This is a genomic window from Candidatus Parakkermansia intestinigallinarum (genome assembly GCF_944389695.1).
GTDB classification, from domain to species: Bacteria; Verrucomicrobiota; Verrucomicrobiia; order Verrucomicrobiales; family Akkermansiaceae; genus Akkermansia; species Akkermansia intestinigallinarum.
On sequence record NZ_CALXNG010000036.1, the window covers coordinates 1 to 19,478 of the forward strand.

The 19,478-nt window shown below is 64.7% G+C and carries 17 protein-coding genes; 1 reads left to right on the plus strand and 16 read right to left on the minus strand.

Features of this window, described 5'->3' with window-relative positions:
* Window positions 1-180: 180 nt before the first annotated feature.
* Window positions 181-1,218 (plus strand): class A beta-lactamase, encoded by a 1,038-nt coding sequence (gene bla / locus AC6UAL_RS08605; protein ID WP_500682970.1) that lies wholly within the window; start codon window positions 181-183, stop codon window positions 1,216-1,218.
* An 87-nt stretch (window positions 1,219-1,305) separates the two neighbouring features.
* Here the strand turns inward: bla and gpmI are convergent, their stop codons facing one another.
* The 16 genes from gpmI to AC6UAL_RS08685 form a co-directional block, all read right to left on the minus strand.
* Window positions 1,306-2,844 (minus strand): 2,3-bisphosphoglycerate-independent phosphoglycerate mutase, encoded by a 1,539-nt coding sequence (gene gpmI, locus AC6UAL_RS08610; protein ID WP_500682971.1) that lies wholly within the window; start codon window positions 2,842-2,844, stop codon window positions 1,306-1,308.
* Window positions 2,845-3,020: 176 nt separating this feature from the next.
* A complete protein-coding gene (locus AC6UAL_RS08615; protein WP_500682972.1) occupies window positions 3,021-3,935 on the minus strand; it encodes a DUF3592 domain-containing protein in 915 nt (304 codons plus the stop codon).
* Between the two features lie 13 nt (window positions 3,936-3,948).
* A complete protein-coding gene (locus AC6UAL_RS08620; RefSeq protein ID WP_500682973.1) occupies window positions 3,949-4,851 on the minus strand; it encodes a hypothetical protein in 903 nt (300 codons plus the stop codon).
* 37 nt (window positions 4,852-4,888) lie between these two features.
* Window positions 4,889-5,941, minus strand: a complete 1,053-nt coding sequence (gene tsaD, locus AC6UAL_RS08625) for a tRNA (adenosine(37)-N6)-threonylcarbamoyltransferase complex transferase subunit TsaD (RefSeq protein WP_500682974.1) — start codon at window positions 5,939-5,941, stop codon at window positions 4,889-4,891.
* Between the two features lie 3 nt (window positions 5,942-5,944).
* Window positions 5,945-7,330, minus strand: a complete 1,386-nt coding sequence (clpX, locus tag AC6UAL_RS08630; RefSeq protein WP_500682975.1) for an ATP-dependent Clp protease ATP-binding subunit ClpX — start codon at window positions 7,328-7,330, stop codon at window positions 5,945-5,947.
* Window positions 7,330-7,944, minus strand: a complete 615-nt coding sequence (locus AC6UAL_RS08635; RefSeq protein ID WP_500682976.1) for an ATP-dependent Clp protease proteolytic subunit — start codon at window positions 7,942-7,944, stop codon at window positions 7,330-7,332. Before AC6UAL_RS08635 ends, clpX begins: the two co-directional genes overlap by 1 nt.
* Before the next feature lie 336 nt (window positions 7,945-8,280).
* The gene (locus AC6UAL_RS08640; RefSeq protein WP_500682977.1) at window positions 8,281-9,330 is read right to left on the minus strand and encodes a hypothetical protein; all 1,050 of its coding nucleotides are present in this window, start codon (window positions 9,328-9,330) and stop codon (window positions 8,281-8,283) included.
* A 17-nt stretch (window positions 9,331-9,347) separates the two neighbouring features.
* Window positions 9,348-9,905: a 5-formyltetrahydrofolate cyclo-ligase gene (locus AC6UAL_RS08645; RefSeq protein WP_500682978.1), complete on the minus strand. Its 558-nt coding sequence runs from the start codon at window positions 9,903-9,905 to the stop codon at window positions 9,348-9,350.
* 50 nt (window positions 9,906-9,955) lie between these two features.
* On the minus strand, window positions 9,956-10,633 hold the full coding sequence (locus tag AC6UAL_RS08650; RefSeq protein WP_500682979.1) for a purine nucleoside phosphorylase YfiH/LACC1 family protein: 678 nt from the start codon (window positions 10,631-10,633) through the stop codon (window positions 9,956-9,958).
* A 181-nt stretch (window positions 10,634-10,814) separates the two neighbouring features.
* Window positions 10,815-11,279: a MarR family transcriptional regulator gene (locus tag AC6UAL_RS08655; protein ID WP_500682980.1), complete on the minus strand. Its 465-nt coding sequence runs from the start codon at window positions 11,277-11,279 to the stop codon at window positions 10,815-10,817.
* A gap of 332 nt (window positions 11,280-11,611) precedes the next feature.
* On the minus strand, window positions 11,612-12,097 hold the full coding sequence (locus AC6UAL_RS08660) for a hypothetical protein (RefSeq protein ID WP_500682981.1): 486 nt from the start codon (window positions 12,095-12,097) through the stop codon (window positions 11,612-11,614).
* Between the two features lie 24 nt (window positions 12,098-12,121).
* Window positions 12,122-12,922, minus strand: a complete 801-nt coding sequence (locus tag AC6UAL_RS08665) for a hypothetical protein (RefSeq protein ID WP_500682982.1) — start codon at window positions 12,920-12,922, stop codon at window positions 12,122-12,124.
* Between the two features lie 95 nt (window positions 12,923-13,017).
* A complete protein-coding gene (locus AC6UAL_RS08670) occupies window positions 13,018-15,693 on the minus strand; it encodes a valine--tRNA ligase (protein WP_500682983.1) in 2,676 nt (891 codons plus the stop codon).
* Between the two features lie 176 nt (window positions 15,694-15,869).
* Window positions 15,870-16,490, minus strand: a complete 621-nt coding sequence (locus tag AC6UAL_RS08675; protein WP_500682984.1) for a peroxiredoxin — start codon at window positions 16,488-16,490, stop codon at window positions 15,870-15,872.
* A gap of 519 nt (window positions 16,491-17,009) precedes the next feature.
* Window positions 17,010-18,122 (minus strand): diflavin oxidoreductase, encoded by a 1,113-nt coding sequence (locus AC6UAL_RS08680; protein ID WP_500682985.1) that lies wholly within the window; start codon window positions 18,120-18,122, stop codon window positions 17,010-17,012.
* 152 nt (window positions 18,123-18,274) lie between these two features.
* Window positions 18,275-19,291: a beta-ketoacyl-ACP synthase III gene (locus tag AC6UAL_RS08685; protein ID WP_500682986.1), complete on the minus strand. Its 1,017-nt coding sequence runs from the start codon at window positions 19,289-19,291 to the stop codon at window positions 18,275-18,277.
* Window positions 19,292-19,478 lie beyond the last annotated feature (187 nt).

Sequence of the window (19,478 nt, forward strand, 5' to 3'; positions counted from 1 at the left end):
TGCGGGCTATTTGATGAGGAATACCTGTGGCTGAAAATGCGCCAAGTGTACTTCATGCGCCTTCAAAGACTCCACAAAACCTCCCACGACTACTACCAGCAAATTTGAAACAGACCCGGGGATGCGGGGCGGTGCGAGAATCTGCCTTGACGCGGCGCGTGCCGCTGCTATAATGGGCGCATGATGTCGATGAGTCGTATGAGGCGCGTGAGTCGTATGAGGTGCGTGAGGGTGATGTTGTTGCCGATGGCGGCGCTGCTTGCTGCTGCCGGGGCGGGGGCTGCGTTGGCTGCGGAGGGGGCTGAGGAATCTGCCCCGCTGCGCGAGGGCGCCGGGGCGCTTGCGGCGGAGGAGGAGGGAGTGGCTCATCCGCTACCTCCTGCACGGCTGGAGGATCTGAAGGCGTCGATCGAGGCGCTGCCCGGCATGCGCGAGGCGCGGGTGGGGGTGGCTTTGCTGATCGACGGGCGGCAGGAGTTGCTGCTGGGCGATAGGCCGGATTACCCGCTGATGAGCGTGATGAAGTTGCCGTTGGCCATGGCGGTGCTGGATCGGCTGGAGCGCGAGGGACGGCGCCTTGACGAGAGGGTGCCGTTCACGGGGGAGGAGCTGGATGCCGAGACATGGAGCCCGATGCGCGAGGCCTATCCCGAGGGCTGCGCGGAGCTGACGCTGCGCGATTTACTGCTCTACGCGCTGCAACAGAGCGACAACAATGCGACGGATCTGCTCTTCGATCGCGTGGTGAGCCCGCGCGAGGTGACGGACTATCTGCGCGGCCTCGGGCTGGATCAGCAGGCTATTGTATTCACCGAGCGCGAGATGGGCGAAAAGCCGCAGCGCTGCCTGCAAAACACGATGTCGCCCCGCTGCGCGGTGCAGCTCATGGAGATGCTCCTGTCGCGCCCCGTGCTGCGAGCCGAGAACCGCGATTTTCTGCTGGAGGCTCTGGCGGGCTGCCGGACGGGGCAGAACCGCATTGCCGCCGGGCTGAAGGAGATCCCCGTAGAGGCCATGGGGCACAAGACGGGCACGGGACCCGCACTGCCGGGGCGAGGGCTCGTGGGTATCAATGATCTGGCTTTCGTGCGCTTGGCAAACGGGCACCGCTACTGCCTCGCGGTTTTTGTGAAGGAGACGAGCTTGGCTCCGGCGGAGGCCGAGGCGCTGATCGCCGAGCTGTCTTCTCTAGTGGCTCACGCTCTCATCGAGCTCTGAGCTGCGGCGCCGAATGAAAAAAAGCGCGTGCCCCGTTGCGGGGCACGCGCCTGCTTTCATACGCGTAACTAAAGGAGCTTGCGCGGCTCAGGCCTTGGTGACGAGGCTGTGGCCGGTCATCTCGGCCGGCTGGGGAACACCCAGCAGGCTCAGCAGGGTGGGCGAGATGTCGGCGAGGATGCCGTCGCTCATCTTGACCTGATCTTGGTCGGGGCCGCAGTAGATGAGGTCGACGAGGTTGGTCGTGTGGGCGGTGTTCGGGGTGCCGTCCGGGTTGATCATGTTCTCGCAGTTGCCGTGATCGGCGCAGATGAGGCAGCAGCCGCCCAGCTCGCGGATCTTGGTGACGCACTTCTCAAGGGCTTTGTCGACGGCCTCGCAGGCGGCGATGCCGGCTTCGAGGTAGCCGGTGTGGCCGACCATGTCGGGGTTGGCGAAGTTCATGATGGCGATGTCATACTTGGCGATGGCATCGACGAACTTGTCGGCCACTTCGGCCACGCTCATCTGCGGCTTGAGGTCGTAGGTGGCGACTTCGCGCGGGGAGGGGACGAGGATGCGGTCTTCGCCCTCAAACTGCGTCTCGACGCCGCCGTTGAAGAAGAAGGTGACGTGGGCGTACTTCTCCGTCTCGGCGATGCGCAGCTGCTTGAGGCCGGCTTTGGAGATGACTTCGCCGAGGATGTTGCTGAGTTGCTCCTGCTCGAAGACGACGGGGGTCGGGTAGCAGGCCTCGTACTCCGACATGGTGATGTAGTGCACCTTGGGCTGCACCTCGCGGTCGAAGCCGTCGAAGTCGGGGTAGATGATGGCGCGGGAGAACTCGCGGGCGCGGTCGGCGCGGAAGTTGAAGAAGAAGACGACGTCGCCGTCGCGCATGCGCTGCTCGTTGCCTTCGCAGAAGATGCCGGGCTTGAGGAATTCGTCGGTGACGCCTTCCTCGTAGCTCTTGCGGGCGTAGTCGGCGGGGCTGCAGCTGCACTGCTCGCCGCGGCCCAGCACGATGGCGTCCCACGCGGTCTTGACGCGATCCCAGCGCTTGTCGCGGTCCATGGCGTAGAAGCGGCCGATGACGGTGGCAATCTTGGCGCCGCAGGCGTCGGCTGCGGCCTTGAGCTGCTCGAGGTAGCCGGCGCCGCTCTTGGGATCGGTGTCTCGCCCGTCGGTGATGGCGTGAATCATGATGTCCTTGACACCGGCCTCGGCAGCGATTTTGATGATGCCGATGAGGTGGTCGATGTGCGAGTGCACGCCGCCGTCAGAGACGAGGCCCATGAGGTGCAGGCGGCTGGCTTTGGCTTTGCCGAAGGCTTCGGTGATGACCGGGTTTTGGGCGAAGCTGCCGTCTGCCAGAGCGTTGGAGATGCGGCAGAGGTCTTGGAAGACGACGCGCCCGGCGCCGAGGTTGAGGTGGCCGACTTCGGAGTTGCCCATCTGGCCGTCGGGAAGGCCGACGTCTTGCCCGGAGGCTCCGAGCATGGAGTGCGGACAGGTTGCCAGAAGTTTGTCGGTGAAGGGGGTGTTGGCGAGAACGGTAGCGTCGCCGGTTTCTTTGGCGGCCTCAGGGCCCTTGGGGTTGCGGCCCCAGCCGTCGCGAATGATCAGAACTACGGGTTTATTTGCCATGGCGGCAGTCTAGCACGGATTGCCGCGCTTGTGAAGCGAAATGAACGGCTGTAAGGGGAAAATCTTGTGAAGCCGAAGGGGCGGCGGCGAAGGGGAAAGGGCGGGCGGAACGTCGCGCAAGCGCAAGCGCAGGCGCGGTGCGCGGGGGCACGGGGGCGCTGGGGCGCGGCAGCACCTCAGTCTTTGCGGCGCCGCCCGCCGTTTTGGCGGCGGCTCCGCGTTTTGGCGGCGGGAGCGGGGGCGCCGGACTCGGCAGAGGCGTCGGCGGAGGCGGACTCGGAGGAGGCGGAGCCGTCGCCGGGCTCGGCGGAGGCGCTGCGGCTCTTTTTGCGTCCGGAGCTCTTGCGTTTCGGGCGGCTCTTTGTTGCGGCGGCAGGGGCGGCGTCGGGTGTTTCCTCCGCGGTTGTCGCGGCAGCGGAGGGGGCTTCGGCGGCGGGCTTCGGCGGGGCGTCCTCATGGCTGTCGGTGAGGACGGCGTGGGTCGCTCCGGCGGCGGGTTGCGGGGCGCGGCGGCCTTGGCGGGTCGATGTGTTGCGCCGCTTGGCCGGGGTCGCGCCGCCGCGGCTGTCTCTGCTCTTGGCTTTTTCGCATTTTGCCCGGCGCATGAGGCGGCTTCGGGCACGGAGCTGCAGCCTGCCGCACCAAGCGCAGAGCAGGCCGAGGAGGAGTTTGAGGGCAGGGGCTCCCCAGAAGAAGCGGGCGCGGTATTCGCGGGCTTTTTTCCAGTCGTCGCGGGGGACGCGCACGTCGATGATGCTGCCGCGCTCGTAGTCATCGGCGCTCAGGTCGGGCAGGACGAGGCCGACGCGGCTTTTGTCCGCCAGCGTGAAGGAGACGATGGGGCGGTAGGCGGTGCTGCCGCCCCAGTCGAGGTAGCCGTAGGAGAAGGCGGTGCCGATGCTCGCAAAGGGGCTTTGTCTGACGTCGTCGACGGTGGCGGTGACGGTGTAGGACTCTTTGATGTAGATGGCGTTGATGAACATCGTGCCCAGCGCGGAGAGCGCGAGGTAGAGCCCGATGCCCAGCGTCGCCAGTCCGATGAACAGGCGACCGATGAGGGGAGAGCGCACGGTGGAGGCTTGGGAGGGCATGGAGAGAGGGGAATCAGTTGGCGGCGACGCGCTGCTCGTAGGGTTCGATGCAGCGGCGGGCGACGCAGCGCTGCGCCCACTGCAAGACGGCCTGCAGCTCGGGGGCGTCGGGCGGGTTGACGGGGCTGTTGCGGCGGCGCGGCAGGCTCAGGCGGCGCAGGGGCAGGGAGCTGAGCAGCGGGCGGATGGCGTCGGCGTCGGCGCGGAAAAGCGCTTCGGCGCGGGGCATGTGTTTGAGTTCGTCGGCGTCGGTGTCGAGCAGGGTGACGCCGACGCCGCAGAGGCAGCCGAGGCGCTGAAGTTCGTCTTGATCGCCGTCGCGCTCCGGCAGCAGCAGCAGCTCGCTCTCTTGCGCCCAGAGACCGCAGGCCGCGGCGCGGAAGAAGGCGCGGCGGGCGTCTTCATCGCTCTCGGCTCGGGCGAGGCAGACGGCGCGGTAGGTGACGGCGGGTTCGGCGCTCTCGTCGATGCGGTAGCGGCCGTCGGGGTCGAGGTGGCCGGCCGGCCACTGGACGGCGACGAGGTCGGGGTGCGTCCAACTTTCCTCGTCTTCAACGGGGTAGAGAAAGACGCCGAGCCCGGCTGTGTCGTAGAGGCGCACGGCGAGGGCGAGCAGCTTGTGGAAGGGATCGGCACCTTCGCGCCCGGCTTCTGCGTTGCTTTCAAAGAGGCTGTGCAGGGAGGAGGCGCTTTCGGCGCTGCGTCGGTAGTAGCCTTGGCCGTTGGGGACGCGCGCGAGGCAGGAGTCGGGATCGAGTGCCATGAAGGAGAACTGCGAGCGCAGGCTGTGGTCGGAGTACTCCTCGCCGAGCACGGCTCGCAGGCGGGCGATGAGCTCGCGGCCTTTGATGGCCTCGCTTTCGCGGGCCGGGAGTAGGTCGGGGAGGATGCGTTCGAGGCGTTCGCGCAGGGTCATGGCTCTCGGTGCGGCGGAGGGGTGGAGAGAGGGGGCGTCAGGCGCGGGTTTGCATGCCGGCGAGTTTGAGATTCGGGTCGACGGGTGTTTCGAGCGGCGAGCTGAAGCCGGCGCGGGCTCGCAGCAGGCCGGCAAAGGCGATCATGGCGGCGTTGTCGGTCGTCAGGCTGTTGGGCGGCAGGACGAGCTCGATGCCGCTGCGCTCGCAGCGCGCGGCGAGCTGAGAGCGCAGGCCGCTGTTGCAGGAGACGCCGCCGGAGACGGCCAGAATGCGCTTGCGCGTGAGCTTGAGAGCCCGCATGGCCTTGCTGATGAGCACGTCGATGATGGCCTGGCGCACGCCGGCGCAGAGGTCGCAGAGGCATGACTCGGGCAGGTCGTGCGGGTCGCCGCTCGCGACGAGCTTCGGCAGGGTGTAGAGGACGGCGGTCTTGAGCCCCGAGAAGGAGAAGTCGAGGTGGTCTTCGTGCAGCATCGGGCGCGGAAACGCGAAGCGCGCGGGGTCTCCCTTGTCGGCCAGACGGTCGATTTCCGGCCCGCCGGGGTAGGGCAGGTCGAGCATCTTGGCGACTTTGTCGAAGGCTTCTCCGGCGGCGTCGTCTCGCGAGCGGCCGAGCAGGCGGTAGTCGCAGGGACCGTTGACGTCGATGAGCAGGGAATGCCCGCCGGAAACGACGAGGCCGAGGTGCGGCACGAGCCCGCCGGGGCGCGTGATGAAGGGCGAGAGCATGTGCCCTTCGAGGTGGTTGACGGCAATGAAGGGCTTGCCGGCGGCCAGCGCGAGGGCTTTGGCCACCGTGTTGCCCACCAAGAGCGCGGCCACCAGCCCGGGGCCCGCCGTGGCGGCAAAGACGTCGACGTCGGTGATGCGGCGCCCGGCTTTGTCGAGAGCCTCCTGCAGCACGGGGCGGATGTTGGCGGAGTGATTGCGCGAGGCCAGCTCGGGTATCACGCCGCCGTACATGCGGTGCAGCGGGATTTGTGTCGAGATAACGGAGCTGAGGAGGCGTGCGCCGCCGCCGCCTTCGCCCTCCTCAAGGAGGGCTGCTGCCGTTTCATCGCAGCTCGATTCGATGCCCAGTACCAGCATGTCTCAAGCCTTTCTGCGGGCCTTTGTCTTTTTGTCGGCCTCGGCGGCGGGCGCCGCAGGCGTCTCGGGCAGGGCGGCTTTGCGCGTGATGACGGGTTCGCCTTTGCCGGTGACGGCTTCTTCGGTGATGGTGACGACGTCGATGCTCTTGTCGCTGGGCACTTTGTACATCACGTCGAGCATGAGGCGCTCGAAGATGCCGCGCAGGGCTCGTGCACCGGTGCCGCGCTCGATGGCCTGTTTCGCCATGGCTCGGAGGGCGCCTTCGCGCACGTCGAGCTTCACGCCGCTCATGCCCAGCAGCTTGCCGTACTGCTTGACCAGAGCATTTTTCGGTTGGGTGAGCAGCTCGACGAGCTGATCTTCGCTCAGCGTGGTGAGCGGGGCGAAGATGGGCAGGCGGCCCATCAGCTCGGGAATCATGCCGAACTGGAAGAAGTCTTCGGGCATGGCCTTGGCCAGCACTTCTTCCTCGGTGTATTCCTTGGTGTCCTGCTCCTCGACGATGGAGGCGAAGCCCATCGAGGAGGAGCCGATGCGCTTGCGGATGATGCCCTCGAGCCCGACGAAGGCGCCGCCGCAGATGAAGAGGATGTTTTCCGTATTGACGCGGATGTACTGCTCGTTGGGGTGCTTGCGCCCGCCCTTCGGGGGGATGTTGCACTCGGTGCCTTCGATGATTTTGAGCAGCGCCTGCTGCACGCCTTCGCCCGAGACGTCGCGCGTGATGCTGACGTTTTGCGTCTTGCGGCCGATCTTGTCGATTTCATCCACGTAGATGATGCCGCGCTCGGCCTTGGCGACGTTCATATCCGCGGCCTGCAGGAGGCGCAGGATGATGTTTTCGACGTCTTCGCCGACGTAGCCGGCCTCGGTGAGGGTGGTGGCATCGACGATGCAGAAGGGCACGTCGAGGATGCGTGCGAGCGTTTTGGCCAGCAGGGTTTTGCCCGAGCCGGTCGAGCCGGCGAGCAGAATGTTGCTCTTTTCAATCTCGGTGCCGTCGTCCGTCTTGGGCTGGCGAAGGCGCAGGTAGTGGTTGTAGACGGCGACGCAGAGGGTGCGCTTGGCGAGCTCTTGCCCGATGACGTACTGGTCGAGCATGTTGTGCAGCTGCTCCGGCGTGGGCAGCTCGTCGAGCTGTTTCGTCTCCACCTCGAGCACGGGTGAGTCGTCGTGCTTGTCCTGCGGCAGCAGTTCGGGGTGTGTGCCGCGCACGAGAGCCAGAATGCGGTCGGCGGCGATGTCGCCCATCTCCGACTGGAACATGTGGTAGGTCAGCCCTTCAATGCACTGGAAGCAGATGTTGGCACCGCCCACGGAGAGCATGGGGCGCCCGTCGCTCTCGGTGTTGCCGCAGAGGTCGCAGACTTTCGGAGCTTTGGCCATTACTTCTTCTCGTGGTTGGGAGTGTGGGTGAGGATGCGGTCGACGAGGCCGTAGGCGAGCGATTCTTCCGCCGTCATGTAGTTGTCGCGATCCTGGTCGTGCTTGACGGTCTCAAAGTCGCGGCCGGTGTGCTGCGCCAGAATCCCGGTGAGTCGCTTGTCGAGGCTGAACATGAACTTGATCGTGCGCTCGACGTCGGCGGCCGTGCCCTGAGCACCGCCGCGCACTTGGTGAATCATGACGTGCGAGTTGGGCAGGCAGAAGCGCTTGCCCTTGGTGCCGGCGGCCAGTAGGACGGAGGCCATGGAGGCGGCGATGCCGATGCAGTAGGTGTTGATGTCGCAGGAGACAAACTGCATCGTGTCGTAGATGGCCAGCCCGGCCGTGACGGAGCCGCCCGGCGAGTTGATGTAGATGTGGATGTCTTTTTTCGGGTCGGTCATCTGCAAAAAGAGCAGCTGGGCAATGACGGAATTGGCGACGGTGTCGTCGATTTCCGTGCCGATGAAGATGACGCGATCCAGCAGCAGGCGGGAGTAGATGTCGTAGGCGCGCTCGCCCTGACTCGTCTTTTCAATGACGGTCGGGATGTAGTAGTTTTTGGGAGTGTCCATAATGTTCGCGGGGATTGTAGCATAGTCGCCCCTGCTGCAAAAGCGAGAATCTCGGCATTCGAGGATTTTCGCCGGGAGCACGCGCGTCCTGCCCGCTCTCGCCCGGCTCGGGCCGCTGCCTCGGCCAACGCGGTTTTGTTCGCCGAGGCGAGACCCCTTGCGCTGCCGTTTCGGTGTTGCGCCGGAGTGCCGGAGTGCGGGGTGCCGACGCGGAGTGCGGAGCGCCGACGCAGGGTCGTGCAGGTGTGCCGGACGGGCCTTTCGCCGCCGCACGGGTGGTTTGTTGCGCCGCACGTTCGCCCCCGCGTTTCAGCGCCGAGTCGGCACGGGCGGGGCTCAGAGCTCGTCGATGTTGATGATGTCAACCCCGCTGTTTTCTCCGGCGCGAATGGTGGCGCTGTAGGGCTTGCCGCCGCGGCAGTAGAGAGCCAGTTCGCCGCTGTTGCGCAGGCGGAACTGGTAGACGGTGGTGCCGTCCTGCTCCGTGACGTATGCGGGTTTGCCGAGCTTGTCCCTGAGCTGTTTGACGGTGACGTCGCGCGTGATCAGGGCGCGGGCGGTCGCGGCGTCGGGCAGCTCGTCATTTGCCGCATCGAGTTTTTTGAGGCAGGCCTCGGGCGAGAACTTCGCGACGGTCGCGGCCGCGATCTTCTGGATGTCTCCGGCGGTCTTCCTGTCCACGCCGCCGAGGGTCGGCAGGCCGACGGGGGAATCGCCCGTCAACACGGCGTAGAAGACGCAGGCGGCCATGTAGGTGCCGCGGTTGTTGGCGTGCGAGAGGTCGGGGCAGTGCAGGGGCTTGGTCGGGTATTTCTTGTACCAAGCGCGCCACGCTTCGCCGACGGGAGCGATGTCGATTTTGTTATCGACGGCGCAGCGGCAGTAGGTGTACGAGGTCTTGTCCTGCATGTCCTCGATGAGTTCGACGCGGTTGTCGCGCAGGACGGCGTGGGCCCAGGTGAGGAAGAGGACGGGTTTGGTGTTTTGCCGGCGGGCGAGTTCCGTCCAGAGGGCGACGTAGCGGATGGTGGCCTGCGGGCGCATGGCCGGCGTCTGGCTTTGATCCTGAAGGACGAGCCAAGTGAAGCGGCCCTTGGCCAGTTTATCGCGCCCGCCTCGCAGGGAGGCGTCTTCGTAAAAGGCGCTCAGGGCGGTGGCTCCGCGGGTGAAGGAGTCGATTCTCATCGCGTTTTTGCCGGCTTTGAGCAGTTGATTGACCATGCCCGGGAGGTCGTTGACGTAGGTGTAGCTGTTGCCGATGAAGAGGACGCTTTGCTCCGCGTCGGTGCTGCGTGCTTTGGCTTTTTTCTTGGGCGCGGCGAGGCTTGATTCGGCGGCCAAGGCGAGGAGAATCAGGGCGATGAGGGCGATGAGGCGCTTGAACATGGCGGTGGCGGCGGGTTTCAGAGGTGGATGAGTTGAGGGATGCGAAGGTCGTGCGCTTCGCGGGGGATGGCGGGGAGAATTTGCTCGCGGAAGGCGAGGGCGACGAGGCGTGCGCCGGAGCAAAGGGGCAGAAAGCGGTCGTAGTAGCCGCCGCCGTAGCCGAGGCGGTCGCCCTCGAGGCTGAAGGCGAGGCCCGGCACGATGACGATGTCGAAGTGCTCGGGCGCGAGGCTTGGCAGCTCGGCCGAGGGGGTGGCGATACCCATGGCGCCGGGGCTCAGCTCGCGCTCGGGGGAGCGCACGAGGTGAAAGCTGAGGCGATGCCCCGGCAGGCAGCGGGGGAAGTAGTAGTCGTGCCCGGGGTGCTCGGTGAGCAGCGGCAGAAGGTCAACTTCGTGCGGCAGGGCGGCGTAGAGGGCGACGCGCAGCTGCGCGGCGCTTTCGAGCAGGGGAGCCAGCTTGAGGCGCAGCTGCCGCGAGCGGACGGCTCGCTGCTCGGGGCTGAGAGCGAGCAGTCGCGCCGTCACGGAGCGGCGCAGAGCGGCCTTGTCCGCAGCGGCGCTTCCGTCTGTCATCGCGGCGCTTCCGTCTGTCATCGCGGCAGTTGCGCTGTGAGCGCGGCGGGTCAGTCCTGATCGGGCACGCGGCCGAAGAGGGCGAGCATGCGGCCGGTTTTGCCCTTTTCGGTGCGGTAGGAGTAGAAGGTGTCGAGGTCGGCTGCGGTGTCCAGCCCGCTGTCGATGATATTCTCGTGCAGAACGCCGGCTTCGGTCAGCTGGCGCGTGATGGTTGCCGGAATGTCGAATTCGTAGTGGGGCGGCCGGATGCAGGGGGAGATGACGGCGATGCAGTCGATGGCCTTGACGCCCATGATTTTATACATGGATTTGAAGAGCTCGCCGATGATGTTTTGCTGCGTGCCGAGTTTCCCCGAGTGCACGAGGGCGCGGCTGCCCGAGCGCGTGTCGTAGACCCAGACGGCGGCGCAGTCGGCGACGTAGATGCCCAGGCAGCTGTCGGCCTTGCCCCCGCAGAAGAGCCCGTCGACGCCTTCGACGGGGTAGGAGCAGCCGATGTCTCCGACGAGGGCGACTTTGTTGCCGTGCACTTGCTGGGCGCGGCGCAGCAGGCGCGGCTCCGAGCCGGCTTCGCGCAACACGGCTTCGTGCGTCGGCGTCAGGGCGGAGATGACGGCCTGACGGTCCGTGGAGACTTCAATTCCGGGCACGCGCGTGATGAAGCGGGCGAAGGTTTGCGGGAAGGCGTTGAGGCGATCGAGATAACTGGGGGAATAGTTCGTCATATGAGAATCGGAGGGGTAAATGTGTCGTGCGTCTCGGCTGCGCTCATCCCCGGGTGTTCGATGTCTTTGAGGGGGGGGCGAGTATCGCGTGTGCCGACGGGACGCGGGTGTCGGAGGCGTGGCGGGTGTCGGAGGCGCAGCGGGTGTTTAAGGCGTGGCGGGTGTCTAAGGCGCGGCGGGTTTAGTCCCGACGGCGGCGGGAGGCGTGGCGGGCGATGGTGCGCAGGGCGCGGCTGTGTTGCTCGACCCGATCTTCTTCGGACATGAGCGCGGCGAGATCGCGAGCGATGTTCGAGCGCATGCGCTCGATGAGCTCGCGCCCTTCGGGCGTGATGCGCACCATGATCTTGCGGCGATCGGCGGCAGCGGTGCTGCGCTTGAGGTAGCCGAGATCCTGAAGTTTATCGACCATGCCGGTGGCAGCTGCCGTGGAATGCCCCATCATGCGGGCGATGTTGCTCATCGAGATGCACTCTTCTTCGGCGAGGTAGGCCAGCAGGAAAAACTGGGGATAAGATATTTTGCCCTCGCTGAGAACCGGAGAGAGACGCAGGATGCAGTTGCGCTGTGAGAACATCACAAAGTCTGCCAGATCCCGAGCCTCATCGGCGGTCATATGGGTGTGTGCGGTAGAGCTGGTTTTCATCGGCTGATACGGGTGATTTGTTCACGTCGATATTAAGCCTTTGCTGATTTTTTTCAAGCTCAAAATGAGTGGGAGACCTGCCGCCGCCTCCCTCGGGAAAGTCCATTCCACGATGTTGCCGCGAGTATCGTCGTTGCCTACTACATCTTGTGGTCGGGCGCGATAAAAAAAGTTCACCCCCGATTCTGTCGGGGCGAGTGAATCGGGGATGAGGGAGGGGAAAAGGGAAAAGGGGAAAAGAGAAAGGGGACGGTCCCCGCGAACGCGGCGGGGAGCGGACCCGCATCGCACGGGCGAGCGCCGACGAGGCGTCGTCGCGCGACAAGGCACCGTCAGGGCTTGAGGGGACGATCCTCGGGCGGAACAATGCACAGGATGTCGTTGAGCTGCGGCGTCAGCAGATGCTCTTGTTCGAGGCGTTCGATATGTTGGCAGATGGCTTCCCAGAGCAGGGTGAATCGCTCGGCGTGTCGGCTGAGAAGCTCCTGATCCTCAGCGGTAGGCTCGGCCAGCCTGCGCTGAGCCTCAGCCAAGCGGCGGGCCTGCTCGCCGAGTTCGCGAAGGCGGGGCAGGGCGGCCTGCGTGGAGTCGGCGTCGCGGCAGCCGTTGAGAACCACTTCGGTGTCGGAAAGAAGTTGCAGCAGAGCCAGCGCGTAGTCTTGGTGGGTGGCGGGAAGCGCCTCGCCGTTGGTACCGGGGGCGCTGAGCGTGGGAGCTTCGGGTGCGGAGGCGGCGAGGGCTTCGGCAGAGGTCTCGGCAGCCGGGCTGACGGTGCTGAGGGCTGCGGCGATGAGGAGCGGCGTGAGGATGAGTCTCATGGCGGGATGTCGGGCTGTTGGCTCTTATTTGCGCTGGTATTTGCTCTTCGACGGCGGGCGGGCGCCGGAGAAGATGTTTTGCCGCGTGCCGCAGTGCGGGCAGACGGTCGAGGAGGTAAAGAGAACGGCGCAGGCTGCGGGAATCGTGTGCCCCAGCAGCGGGATGTAGTGGGCGTGGTTGCTGCGCTTGCTGCTGAAAACGGAAATCATGCGCCCGCGGCATATGGTGCACAGGCTTTTTCTGAGGCTGACCATGTAGGCGCAGAAAAACAGCAGCATCGCGCCAAGCGGAATGGCGGCGTGCATGAAGGGCTCCAAGTGCAGCAGCAGCATTGCGCAGCAGTAGAGCAACAGGAAAAAGGAGACGATGCTCAACAGCAGAAAGAGCGACGCGCACACTAGGGCCTTCGGGTGCGTGGCGTGGTAGTTGTCCAGCCCCTTGTGCTGTGTTTTGTGATGTCGCGGGGCCGCTTCCGCAAAGTCGCCGTTGTCCTGCGTCTCGGCGGTTTCGCGCCCTCTTTGCATGAACTTGCCGGGTGTTGTTGCGCCGTCGGATGCCTGCCGGGTCGGGTGCTCCGAAGCTGCGGCTTCAGTCGAGCCGGAGTCTGAGCGGCAGAAAGCGGCGGCTTCGCGGATGATGGCGGCGAGACGCTCGGGCGTGATGAACGGAACCTTTTGCGGAAACGCTTCGCGAGCTGCCTCGAGGTCTTTTCCTATCCTTGACGGTTCGGCTGCAAGCAGTTGCTCGACGAGCGTGATGCCGCAGAGCTCAAGTGCCCGGCGTTCATCGGGCGTGAGGCGGATTCTGGCGATGGACTGTGACATATGCCCGGTGGAGAGAGAGAAAGAACGCACTTCCCCCTCCCCGCCGCTTTGCCGCGGAGGCGGGCGGCGGGGAGGGAAGTCGGCGCGGCAGGCTGTCAGCCGAGGGCTCCCAGCATGTTGGTGAGCCGTTCGCGGCGCGAGATCCACTCGTTGAGGCGCTCGCGCTCTTGGTCGACGACGGCTGCGGGCGCGCGGTCGACGAAGCCCGGGTTGCCGAGCTTGGCTTCGCTCTTGGAAATCTCCTTGGCAATCTTTTCCAGCTCCTTGCTGATGCGGCTGCGCTCGGCCTCGACGTCGACGAGGCCTTCGAGCGGCAGGAAGAGCTCGCCGAGGGGCGTCAGCGCTGTCGGCGTCCCCTTGGCCGCGGCGTAGGCTGCATCACAGGTGACGCTTTGGGCACCGGCCAGCAGAGCCAGTCGGGCGGCCAGATCCGCATCGACCGCGAGAGTCGGCTTGAGGTAGAATTTCACTTTGCGGTTGGTCGCAAGGTTGTATTCCGCCTTGAGGTTGCGGGCGCGGTTGGCGGCATCGTAGAGAGCCGAGGCCGTGGCGCAGGCTTTGGAGACGGCCGTCTCATCGAGCCCGGCCAGCAGCGCATCGGGGCAGGGTAGAGGCGTGCTCATCAGCGGCTGATTGTCGTTGCGGGCGGCGAAGCCCAAGCTCTGCCAGAGCTCTTCGGTAATGTGCGGCATGATGGGCGAGAGCAGCGCCAGGTAGTGGCGCAGCACGGTGTCCATCGTGAAGAGCGTGGCGTTGCGCACGGCGGCATCGGCCCCGTCGCGCAGGTCATTCTTCACCGCCTCGAGGAAGAGGGAGCAGTACTCATTCCAGAAGAAGCTGTAGAGCGCCTGCGTGTAGGTGTTGAACTCGTATTTGCCGAGCGCTTCGGCCACGGTGGCGTGCAGCTCCTTGAGTTTGGCCAGAATGTCGATGTGCACCGCCGCAAACTTCGGCGCCGGATTCGTGTCCGCCGCCCCCTGCATCATGCGGAAGCGGGCTGCGTTGTAGAGTTTGTTGGCGAAATTCTTGCCCTCCTCAATCTGCTTTTCGTCGAACTTGACGTCCGTGCCGGTCGGCGCGATGCGCATCAGGCCGAAGCGCAGACCGTCGGCGCCGTACTTGGCGATGAGGTCGAGCGGATCGGGGCTGTTGCCGAGACTCTTGCTCATCTTGCGCCCTTGCAGGTCGCGCACGATGGAGGTGAAGAAGACATTGCTGAAGGGCTTGCCGCCCGCGAAGCGGTAGCCGGCCATGATCATGCGCGCCACCCAGAAGAAGATGATGTCGGGCCCCGTCACCAAGTCGCTGGTCGGGTAAAACTTGGCGCGGCACTCCGCATCCATGGTCGCGAAGGGCCAGAGCCAGCTGCTGAACCACGTGTCGAGCGCATCTTCGTCCTGCACCCAGTTTTCCGGATCGGCGGGAGGCTCGACGCCGACGTAGATGTCGCCGGCCTCGGCGTCGCGCTCGTCGAGCTTCGCGGCTTCCTGCAGCGCGGCGGCTTTGTCCTTGCGGTACCAGACGGGGATGCGGTGCCCCCACCAGAGTTGGCGGCTGATGCACCAGTCTTGGATGCCCTCGAGCCAGTGGGCGTAGGTTTTGGCCCAGTGGGCGGGGCGGAAGGTGATGTCTCCCTTCTCCACGGCTTCGGCGGCCTCCTTCACGCAGGGGTACTTCAGGAACCACTGCATGCTCAGACGCGGTTCGATCGGCACGTCGGAGCGCTGGCTGATGCCCACGTTGTTTTCGTAGTCTTCGACCTTCTCCAGCAGACCCTTCGCCTCGATCAGCCCGATGGATTTGTCGCGGGCCTCAAAGCGGTCGAGCCCGTGCAGCTCGGGGCAGCCGGGGCAGTTGATGTGACCGTCGGCGGTGAGCACGTCGATGATGTCGAGCTTGTTTTTCATGCCGACTTCAAAGTCGGTGCGGTCGTGTGCCGGGGTGATCTTGAGGGCGCCGGTGCCAAAGTCGATTTCGACGTGCTCGTCGGCAATGATGGGAATCTCGGTCTCGCAGAGCGGGCGGATGACCGTCTTGCCGATGAGAGAGGCGAAGCGCGGGTCTTTCGGGTTGACGGCCACGGCCACGTCGGCCATGATGGTCTCGGGGCGCGTGGTGGCGACCAGCAGCTGCCCGGAGCCGTCGGCAAGCTTGTAGCGGATGGTGTAGAGCTTGCTCTTGGTCGGCGTCATGATAACCTCTTCGTCGGAGAGGGCGGTGCGCAGAACCGGATCCCAGTTCACCATGCGGCGGCCGCGGTAGATGAGCCCTTCTTTGAAGAGCTCGGTGAAGGCGCGTGCGACTTCGGGCGCAAAGACTTCATCCATCGTGAAGCGCTCGCGCTCCCAGTCGCAGGAGCAGCCGAGTTTCTTGAGCTGTTTGATGATGATGCCGCCGTGCTTCTCCTTCCACTTCCAGACCATGTCCACGAAGGCTTCGCGGCCGACGTCATAGCGCGTGCGCGGCGGGTTCTCCTTGGCGAGCTCTTTTTCGACGCGAGCCTGCGTCGCGATGCCGGCGTGGTCGGTGCCGGGCAGCCACAGGACTTCTTTGCCCTCCTGCCGAGCTCGGCGGGCGAGGATGTCTTGAATCGTGTTGTTGAGCACGTGCCCCATGTGCAGCATGCCGGTGACGTTGGGGGGCGGTATGACGATGCTGTAAGCCGGTTTGTCGGAATGAGGGTCAGCGTGGAAGCTTTGGCGGTTCAGCCATTCTGCCTGCCACTTTTCTTCAACAATTGTCGGTTCGTAAGCCTTGGGCAATTCAGTCATGACGCGCGCCATCATACGCCAAAGCCATTCGTATTGCAAGCCTTTTCAGCGGGTCGCCCGCCTTCCCGCGCCGCCTCCTCGCACCCGCAAAAAAGAGACCCGGGAGGCGGGGCCCCCCGAGTCTCTGACTTATCACGACGAAAGCTTGCGAATGGTCGGCTGTGCTGCTCCGGCTCTCAGCGCGAGAGGTAGTCGGCGACGCCTTCGTGCGTGGGCGTCATGGCGGCTTCGCCCTTGTGCCAACCCAGCGGGCAGACTTCTCCGTGGCGCTCGTAGTGTTGCAGGGCGTCGACGATGCGGAGGGCTTCGTCGATGGAGCGGCCCAGCGGCATGTCGTTGACGAGGGCGTGGCGCACGATGCCCTCTTTGTCGATGAGGAAGAGGCCGCGGTAGGCGACGAGTTCGCCCTTGACCTGCAGGTTGCCCTCGTCATCGTAGTAGCGCTCGCCCGCCAGAACGTCGTAGCTTTCCGCGATGCTCTTGTTGATGTCTGCAACGAGCGGATAGGTCACGCCTTGAATGCCGCCCTTCTCGCGGGGGATGTTCGCCCATGCCCAGTGGCTGAACTCCGAGTCCGTCGAGCAGCCGACCACGACGGTGTCTCGAGCTTCAAACTCGCTCAGGGCATTTTGGAAGCCGATGAGCTCGGTCGGGCAGACGAAGGTGAAGTCTTTGGGGTAGAAGAAAAAGACGACGTACTTCTTGCCCAGATATTGGCTGAGGCTGAAGTCGGGCAGAATTTCTCCGTTGACAACGGCGTTGGCCGTGAACTGCGGTGCTTGTTTTCCTACTAGCATGATGTGGTAATGTATTGTTGTTTGGTGTTGCGCGCATTCTGACATGAAGCGACGCGTAAGTCAAGCATTAAATTAAAACTGTTCGAAAAAAGTTCGCTTAAACAAACCGAAGGTCTCCATTCGAGTGTCGGTTCGGCCTTCGTCTGCCGGGGCGCGTCGGCGGGCCGGGGGGAGGCTGCTTATGCGGGGGGCGGGGCGGCTTATGCGGGGGGCAGGGCTGCTTATGCGGGGGGCGGGGCGGCTTATGCGGGGGGCAGGGCTGCTTATGCGGGGGGCAGGGCGGGTGAGGCGAAGGGTGCGGTCGGGCTTGAATGTGTTGCCGCCGGGCCGCGCGATGTCCGGGGTGGCGCAAGCTGAGGGGAGGAAGGAGGGCGGCCGGGCTACCGGGGAAAGGGCGCCGACACATAAAAAGAGGGAGAAGCGGCTGCTTCTCCCTCTGGGTCTGCAAGATCGGATGCTCTGCGCGCAGGGCGGGTGCGCCGCGCGCAGGAAACAGGCGCCTGCGGGGCGCCTGCGGCGTCAATAGACGTCTTTCTGGTAGCGCTTGGCCGCCTTCATGTCGGCGAGGTACGCCGCGGCTTCTTCAGGGCTGCGCTTGCCGTATTGGGCGATGATGGACAGCAGCTCGTTCTCCACGTCCTTGGCCATGCGGTTGGCGTCGCCGCACATGTAGAAGGCGGCGCCCTTTTCAAGCCACTGCCAGATTTCCTCACCGGCCTGCTCCATGAGGTGCTGCACGTAGACCTTCTGAGCCTGATCGCGGCTCCAAGCGACGGAGAGCTTGAGCTTGCCGCTGTTCACGAGCTCCTCGAGCTCGTCCTCGTAGCAGCCGTCGGTGGCCTTGTAGGGATTGCCGAAGAAGAGCCACATCGGGCCGGTGGCGTGATCCGCAAGGCGCTGCTGCCAGAAGGCGCGGAAGGGGGCAATGCCCGTGCCCGGGCCGACCATGATGACGGGTGTGGCGCCGTCTTCGGGCAGGCGGAAGTTTTTGTTGGAGTGCACGAACACCTTAACCTTGTCGCCGGCTTTCACGCGATCCGCCATGAAGGTGGAGCAGACGCCGTTGCGCGGGCGGTCGTAGCTGGTGTAGCGCACCGCGCCGACGCAGAGCGAGACCTGACCGGGAACGGCATCGGGGCTGCTGGCGATGGAGTAGAGGCGCGGAGACAGCTTGCCGAGGATGGCGACGAAGGAAGCCGCGTCCGCAAAGTGAGCCTTGCACTCGGGGCAGGAGGCAAGGTCGAGCAAATCTCTCCCCCAGATGAAATCCTTCAGGGCGTCTTTGTCCGCCAGAACGGCTGCGAGCTTTTCGCTGCCGGCAACGGCATTCCACTTGGTGAGCAGACCCTTTTTGAGGGTCGTGATGTCGTAGGCGCTGATGAGCGCCTCGCGCAGCGGAGCGCTGCCGCCGTCGGGCATGGGAACCTCTGCGGCCGGGTCGAGTTCAAGCGCGGCGATGAGGGCATCGACGAGGGCCGGGTCATTGCAGGGAATGACGCCGAGAGCATCGCCCGTGGTATAGCTCATGCCCGAGCCCTCGAGCGAGTAGTCGATGTGGATGGTCTCTTTGGCGCTTCCGGGCTTCGTGATGTGGCGCACCCCGAGCACGGTGGCCGGGAACGGGTTCTTCATGCTGTATGCTTCCATGGATGTGTGGGGTTGAGTGAGGGTATCTTGAGTTGAGTCTGCCGCAGGCGAGCCGGTTTGTCAAGCTTGAAAGGCGGCAAAAAAAGCCCCGCAGAGCCGGGGGCTGCTGCGGGGGATGAAAGTCGAAGGCCGCGGCCTCAGATGCGGATGGCGGCAGAACTCCACGTGAGACCGGCGCCGAAGGTGACCATCAGCACGATGTCGCCCTTCTTGGCGCGTCCGGCGCGCAGAGCCTCATCGAGTGCGATGATGCAGGCGGCACCGGAGGTGTTGCCGTACTTCTGGAGGTTGACGAAAACCTTCTCCGGCGCGATGCCGAGGCGAGCCGTCACCGCGTTGATGATGCGCAGATTGGCCTGGTGCGGAACGACCAGCGCGATATCTTCGGGGTTGATGCCGGTGCGCTTGATGAGCGAGAGCGCCGAATCCTTCATGTGCTGCACGGCGTGGCGGAAGAGTTCGTTGCCGCGCATGGCCACGGTGTAGAGCTTCTCGTGAATGTTCTCCTCCGTCGTCGGGATGGCCGAGCCGCCGCCGGGAACCAGCAGAATGTCGGTCAGCGAGCCGTCCGTGCCGATGTCCGACGCCAGAATCGCGCTGTCGCCCTCGATGCCCGTGCCCGTGCGCAGCACGGCGGCACCGGCGCCGTCGCCGAAGAGAACGCAGGTGCTGCGATCCTCCCAGTTGACGATGTGGCTGAGCTTCTCACTCGCAATGATGAGCGCCGTGCGAGCCTGGCCGCAGCCGATGTACTGCACGGCCGTCTTGAGCGCGTAGAGGAAGCCGGAGCAGGCTGCCGAAATATCGAAGGCGGCCGCATTGACGGCACCGAGGTTGGCCTGCACGTAGCATGCCGTTGAGGGCGTGAACGTATCCGGCGTGATGGTGGCGACGATGATCAGATCGATTTCCTCCGGCTTGATACCGGCGTTTTCGATGGCCTTGCGAGCAGCGTTGGTGGCCATGTCGCTGGTTTTTTCATCGGGTGCGGCGATGCGGCGCTCCTCGATGCCCGTGCGCTCCACAATCCATTCGTTGGATGTGTCAACCATCTTCTCGAGATCCGAGTTGGTGAGACGACGCTCAGGTACGTAAGACCCCGTGCCGATAAGGGCAACGGGCAGGCGTTTGAAAGGCTGGGTGAGATCGTTCATAGCTGACTGAAGTCGCCGGCGCGGGCATGTGCCCCGTGCTGTGCGCGAGACCACTTTATCACAGCTTGCCCGCGCTGGCGAGTGAAATTTTTGCGGACGGAGTTGAAAAACACACCTGTCCCAAAGTTTGAGCAGGGGGGAAAAGGGATGCAGTAATCATGCGGGTTGTCGGGCAAGGAGAGGGCAA

Excerpts from the sequence above, each read along its gene's own strand:
- bla (WP_500682970.1), top strand. The coding sequence starts at position 181 with ATGATGTCGATGAGTCGTATGAGGCGCGTGAGTCGTATGAGGTGCGTG.
- gpmI (WP_500682971.1), bottom strand. The coding sequence starts at position 2,844 with ATGGCAAATAAACCCGTAGTTCTGATCATTCGCGACGGCTGGGGCCGC.
- AC6UAL_RS08615 (WP_500682972.1), bottom strand. The coding sequence starts at position 3,935 with ATGCCCTCCCAAGCCTCCACCGTGCGCTCTCCCCTCATCGGTCGCCTG.
- AC6UAL_RS08620 (WP_500682973.1), bottom strand. The coding sequence starts at position 4,851 with ATGACCCTGCGCGAACGCCTCGAACGCATCCTCCCCGACCTACTCCCG.
- tsaD (WP_500682974.1), bottom strand. The coding sequence starts at position 5,941 with ATGCTGGTACTGGGCATCGAATCGAGCTGCGATGAAACGGCAGCAGCC.
- clpX (WP_500682975.1), bottom strand. The coding sequence starts at position 7,330 with ATGGCCAAAGCTCCGAAAGTCTGCGACCTCTGCGGCAACACCGAGAGC.
- AC6UAL_RS08635 (WP_500682976.1), bottom strand. The coding sequence starts at position 7,944 with ATGGACACTCCCAAAAACTACTACATCCCGACCGTCATTGAAAAGACG.
- AC6UAL_RS08640 (WP_500682977.1), bottom strand. The coding sequence starts at position 9,330 with ATGTTCAAGCGCCTCATCGCCCTCATCGCCCTGATTCTCCTCGCCTTG.
- AC6UAL_RS08645 (WP_500682978.1), bottom strand. The coding sequence starts at position 9,905 with ATGACAGACGGAAGCGCCGCTGCGGACAAGGCCGCTCTGCGCCGCTCC.
- AC6UAL_RS08650 (WP_500682979.1), bottom strand. The coding sequence starts at position 10,633 with ATGACGAACTATTCCCCCAGTTATCTCGATCGCCTCAACGCCTTCCCG.
- AC6UAL_RS08655 (WP_500682980.1), bottom strand. The coding sequence starts at position 11,279 with ATGAAAACCAGCTCTACCGCACACACCCATATGACCGCCGATGAGGCT.
- AC6UAL_RS08660 (WP_500682981.1), bottom strand. The coding sequence starts at position 12,097 with ATGAGACTCATCCTCACGCCGCTCCTCATCGCCGCAGCCCTCAGCACC.
- AC6UAL_RS08665 (WP_500682982.1), bottom strand. The coding sequence starts at position 12,922 with ATGTCACAGTCCATCGCCAGAATCCGCCTCACGCCCGATGAACGCCGG.
- AC6UAL_RS08670 (WP_500682983.1), bottom strand. The coding sequence starts at position 15,693 with ATGACTGAATTGCCCAAGGCTTACGAACCGACAATTGTTGAAGAAAAG.
- AC6UAL_RS08675 (WP_500682984.1), bottom strand. The coding sequence starts at position 16,490 with ATGCTAGTAGGAAAACAAGCACCGCAGTTCACGGCCAACGCCGTTGTC.
- AC6UAL_RS08680 (WP_500682985.1), bottom strand. The coding sequence starts at position 18,122 with ATGAAGAACCCGTTCCCGGCCACCGTGCTCGGGGTGCGCCACATCACG.
- AC6UAL_RS08685 (WP_500682986.1), bottom strand. The coding sequence starts at position 19,291 with ATGAACGATCTCACCCAGCCTTTCAAACGCCTGCCCGTTGCCCTTATC.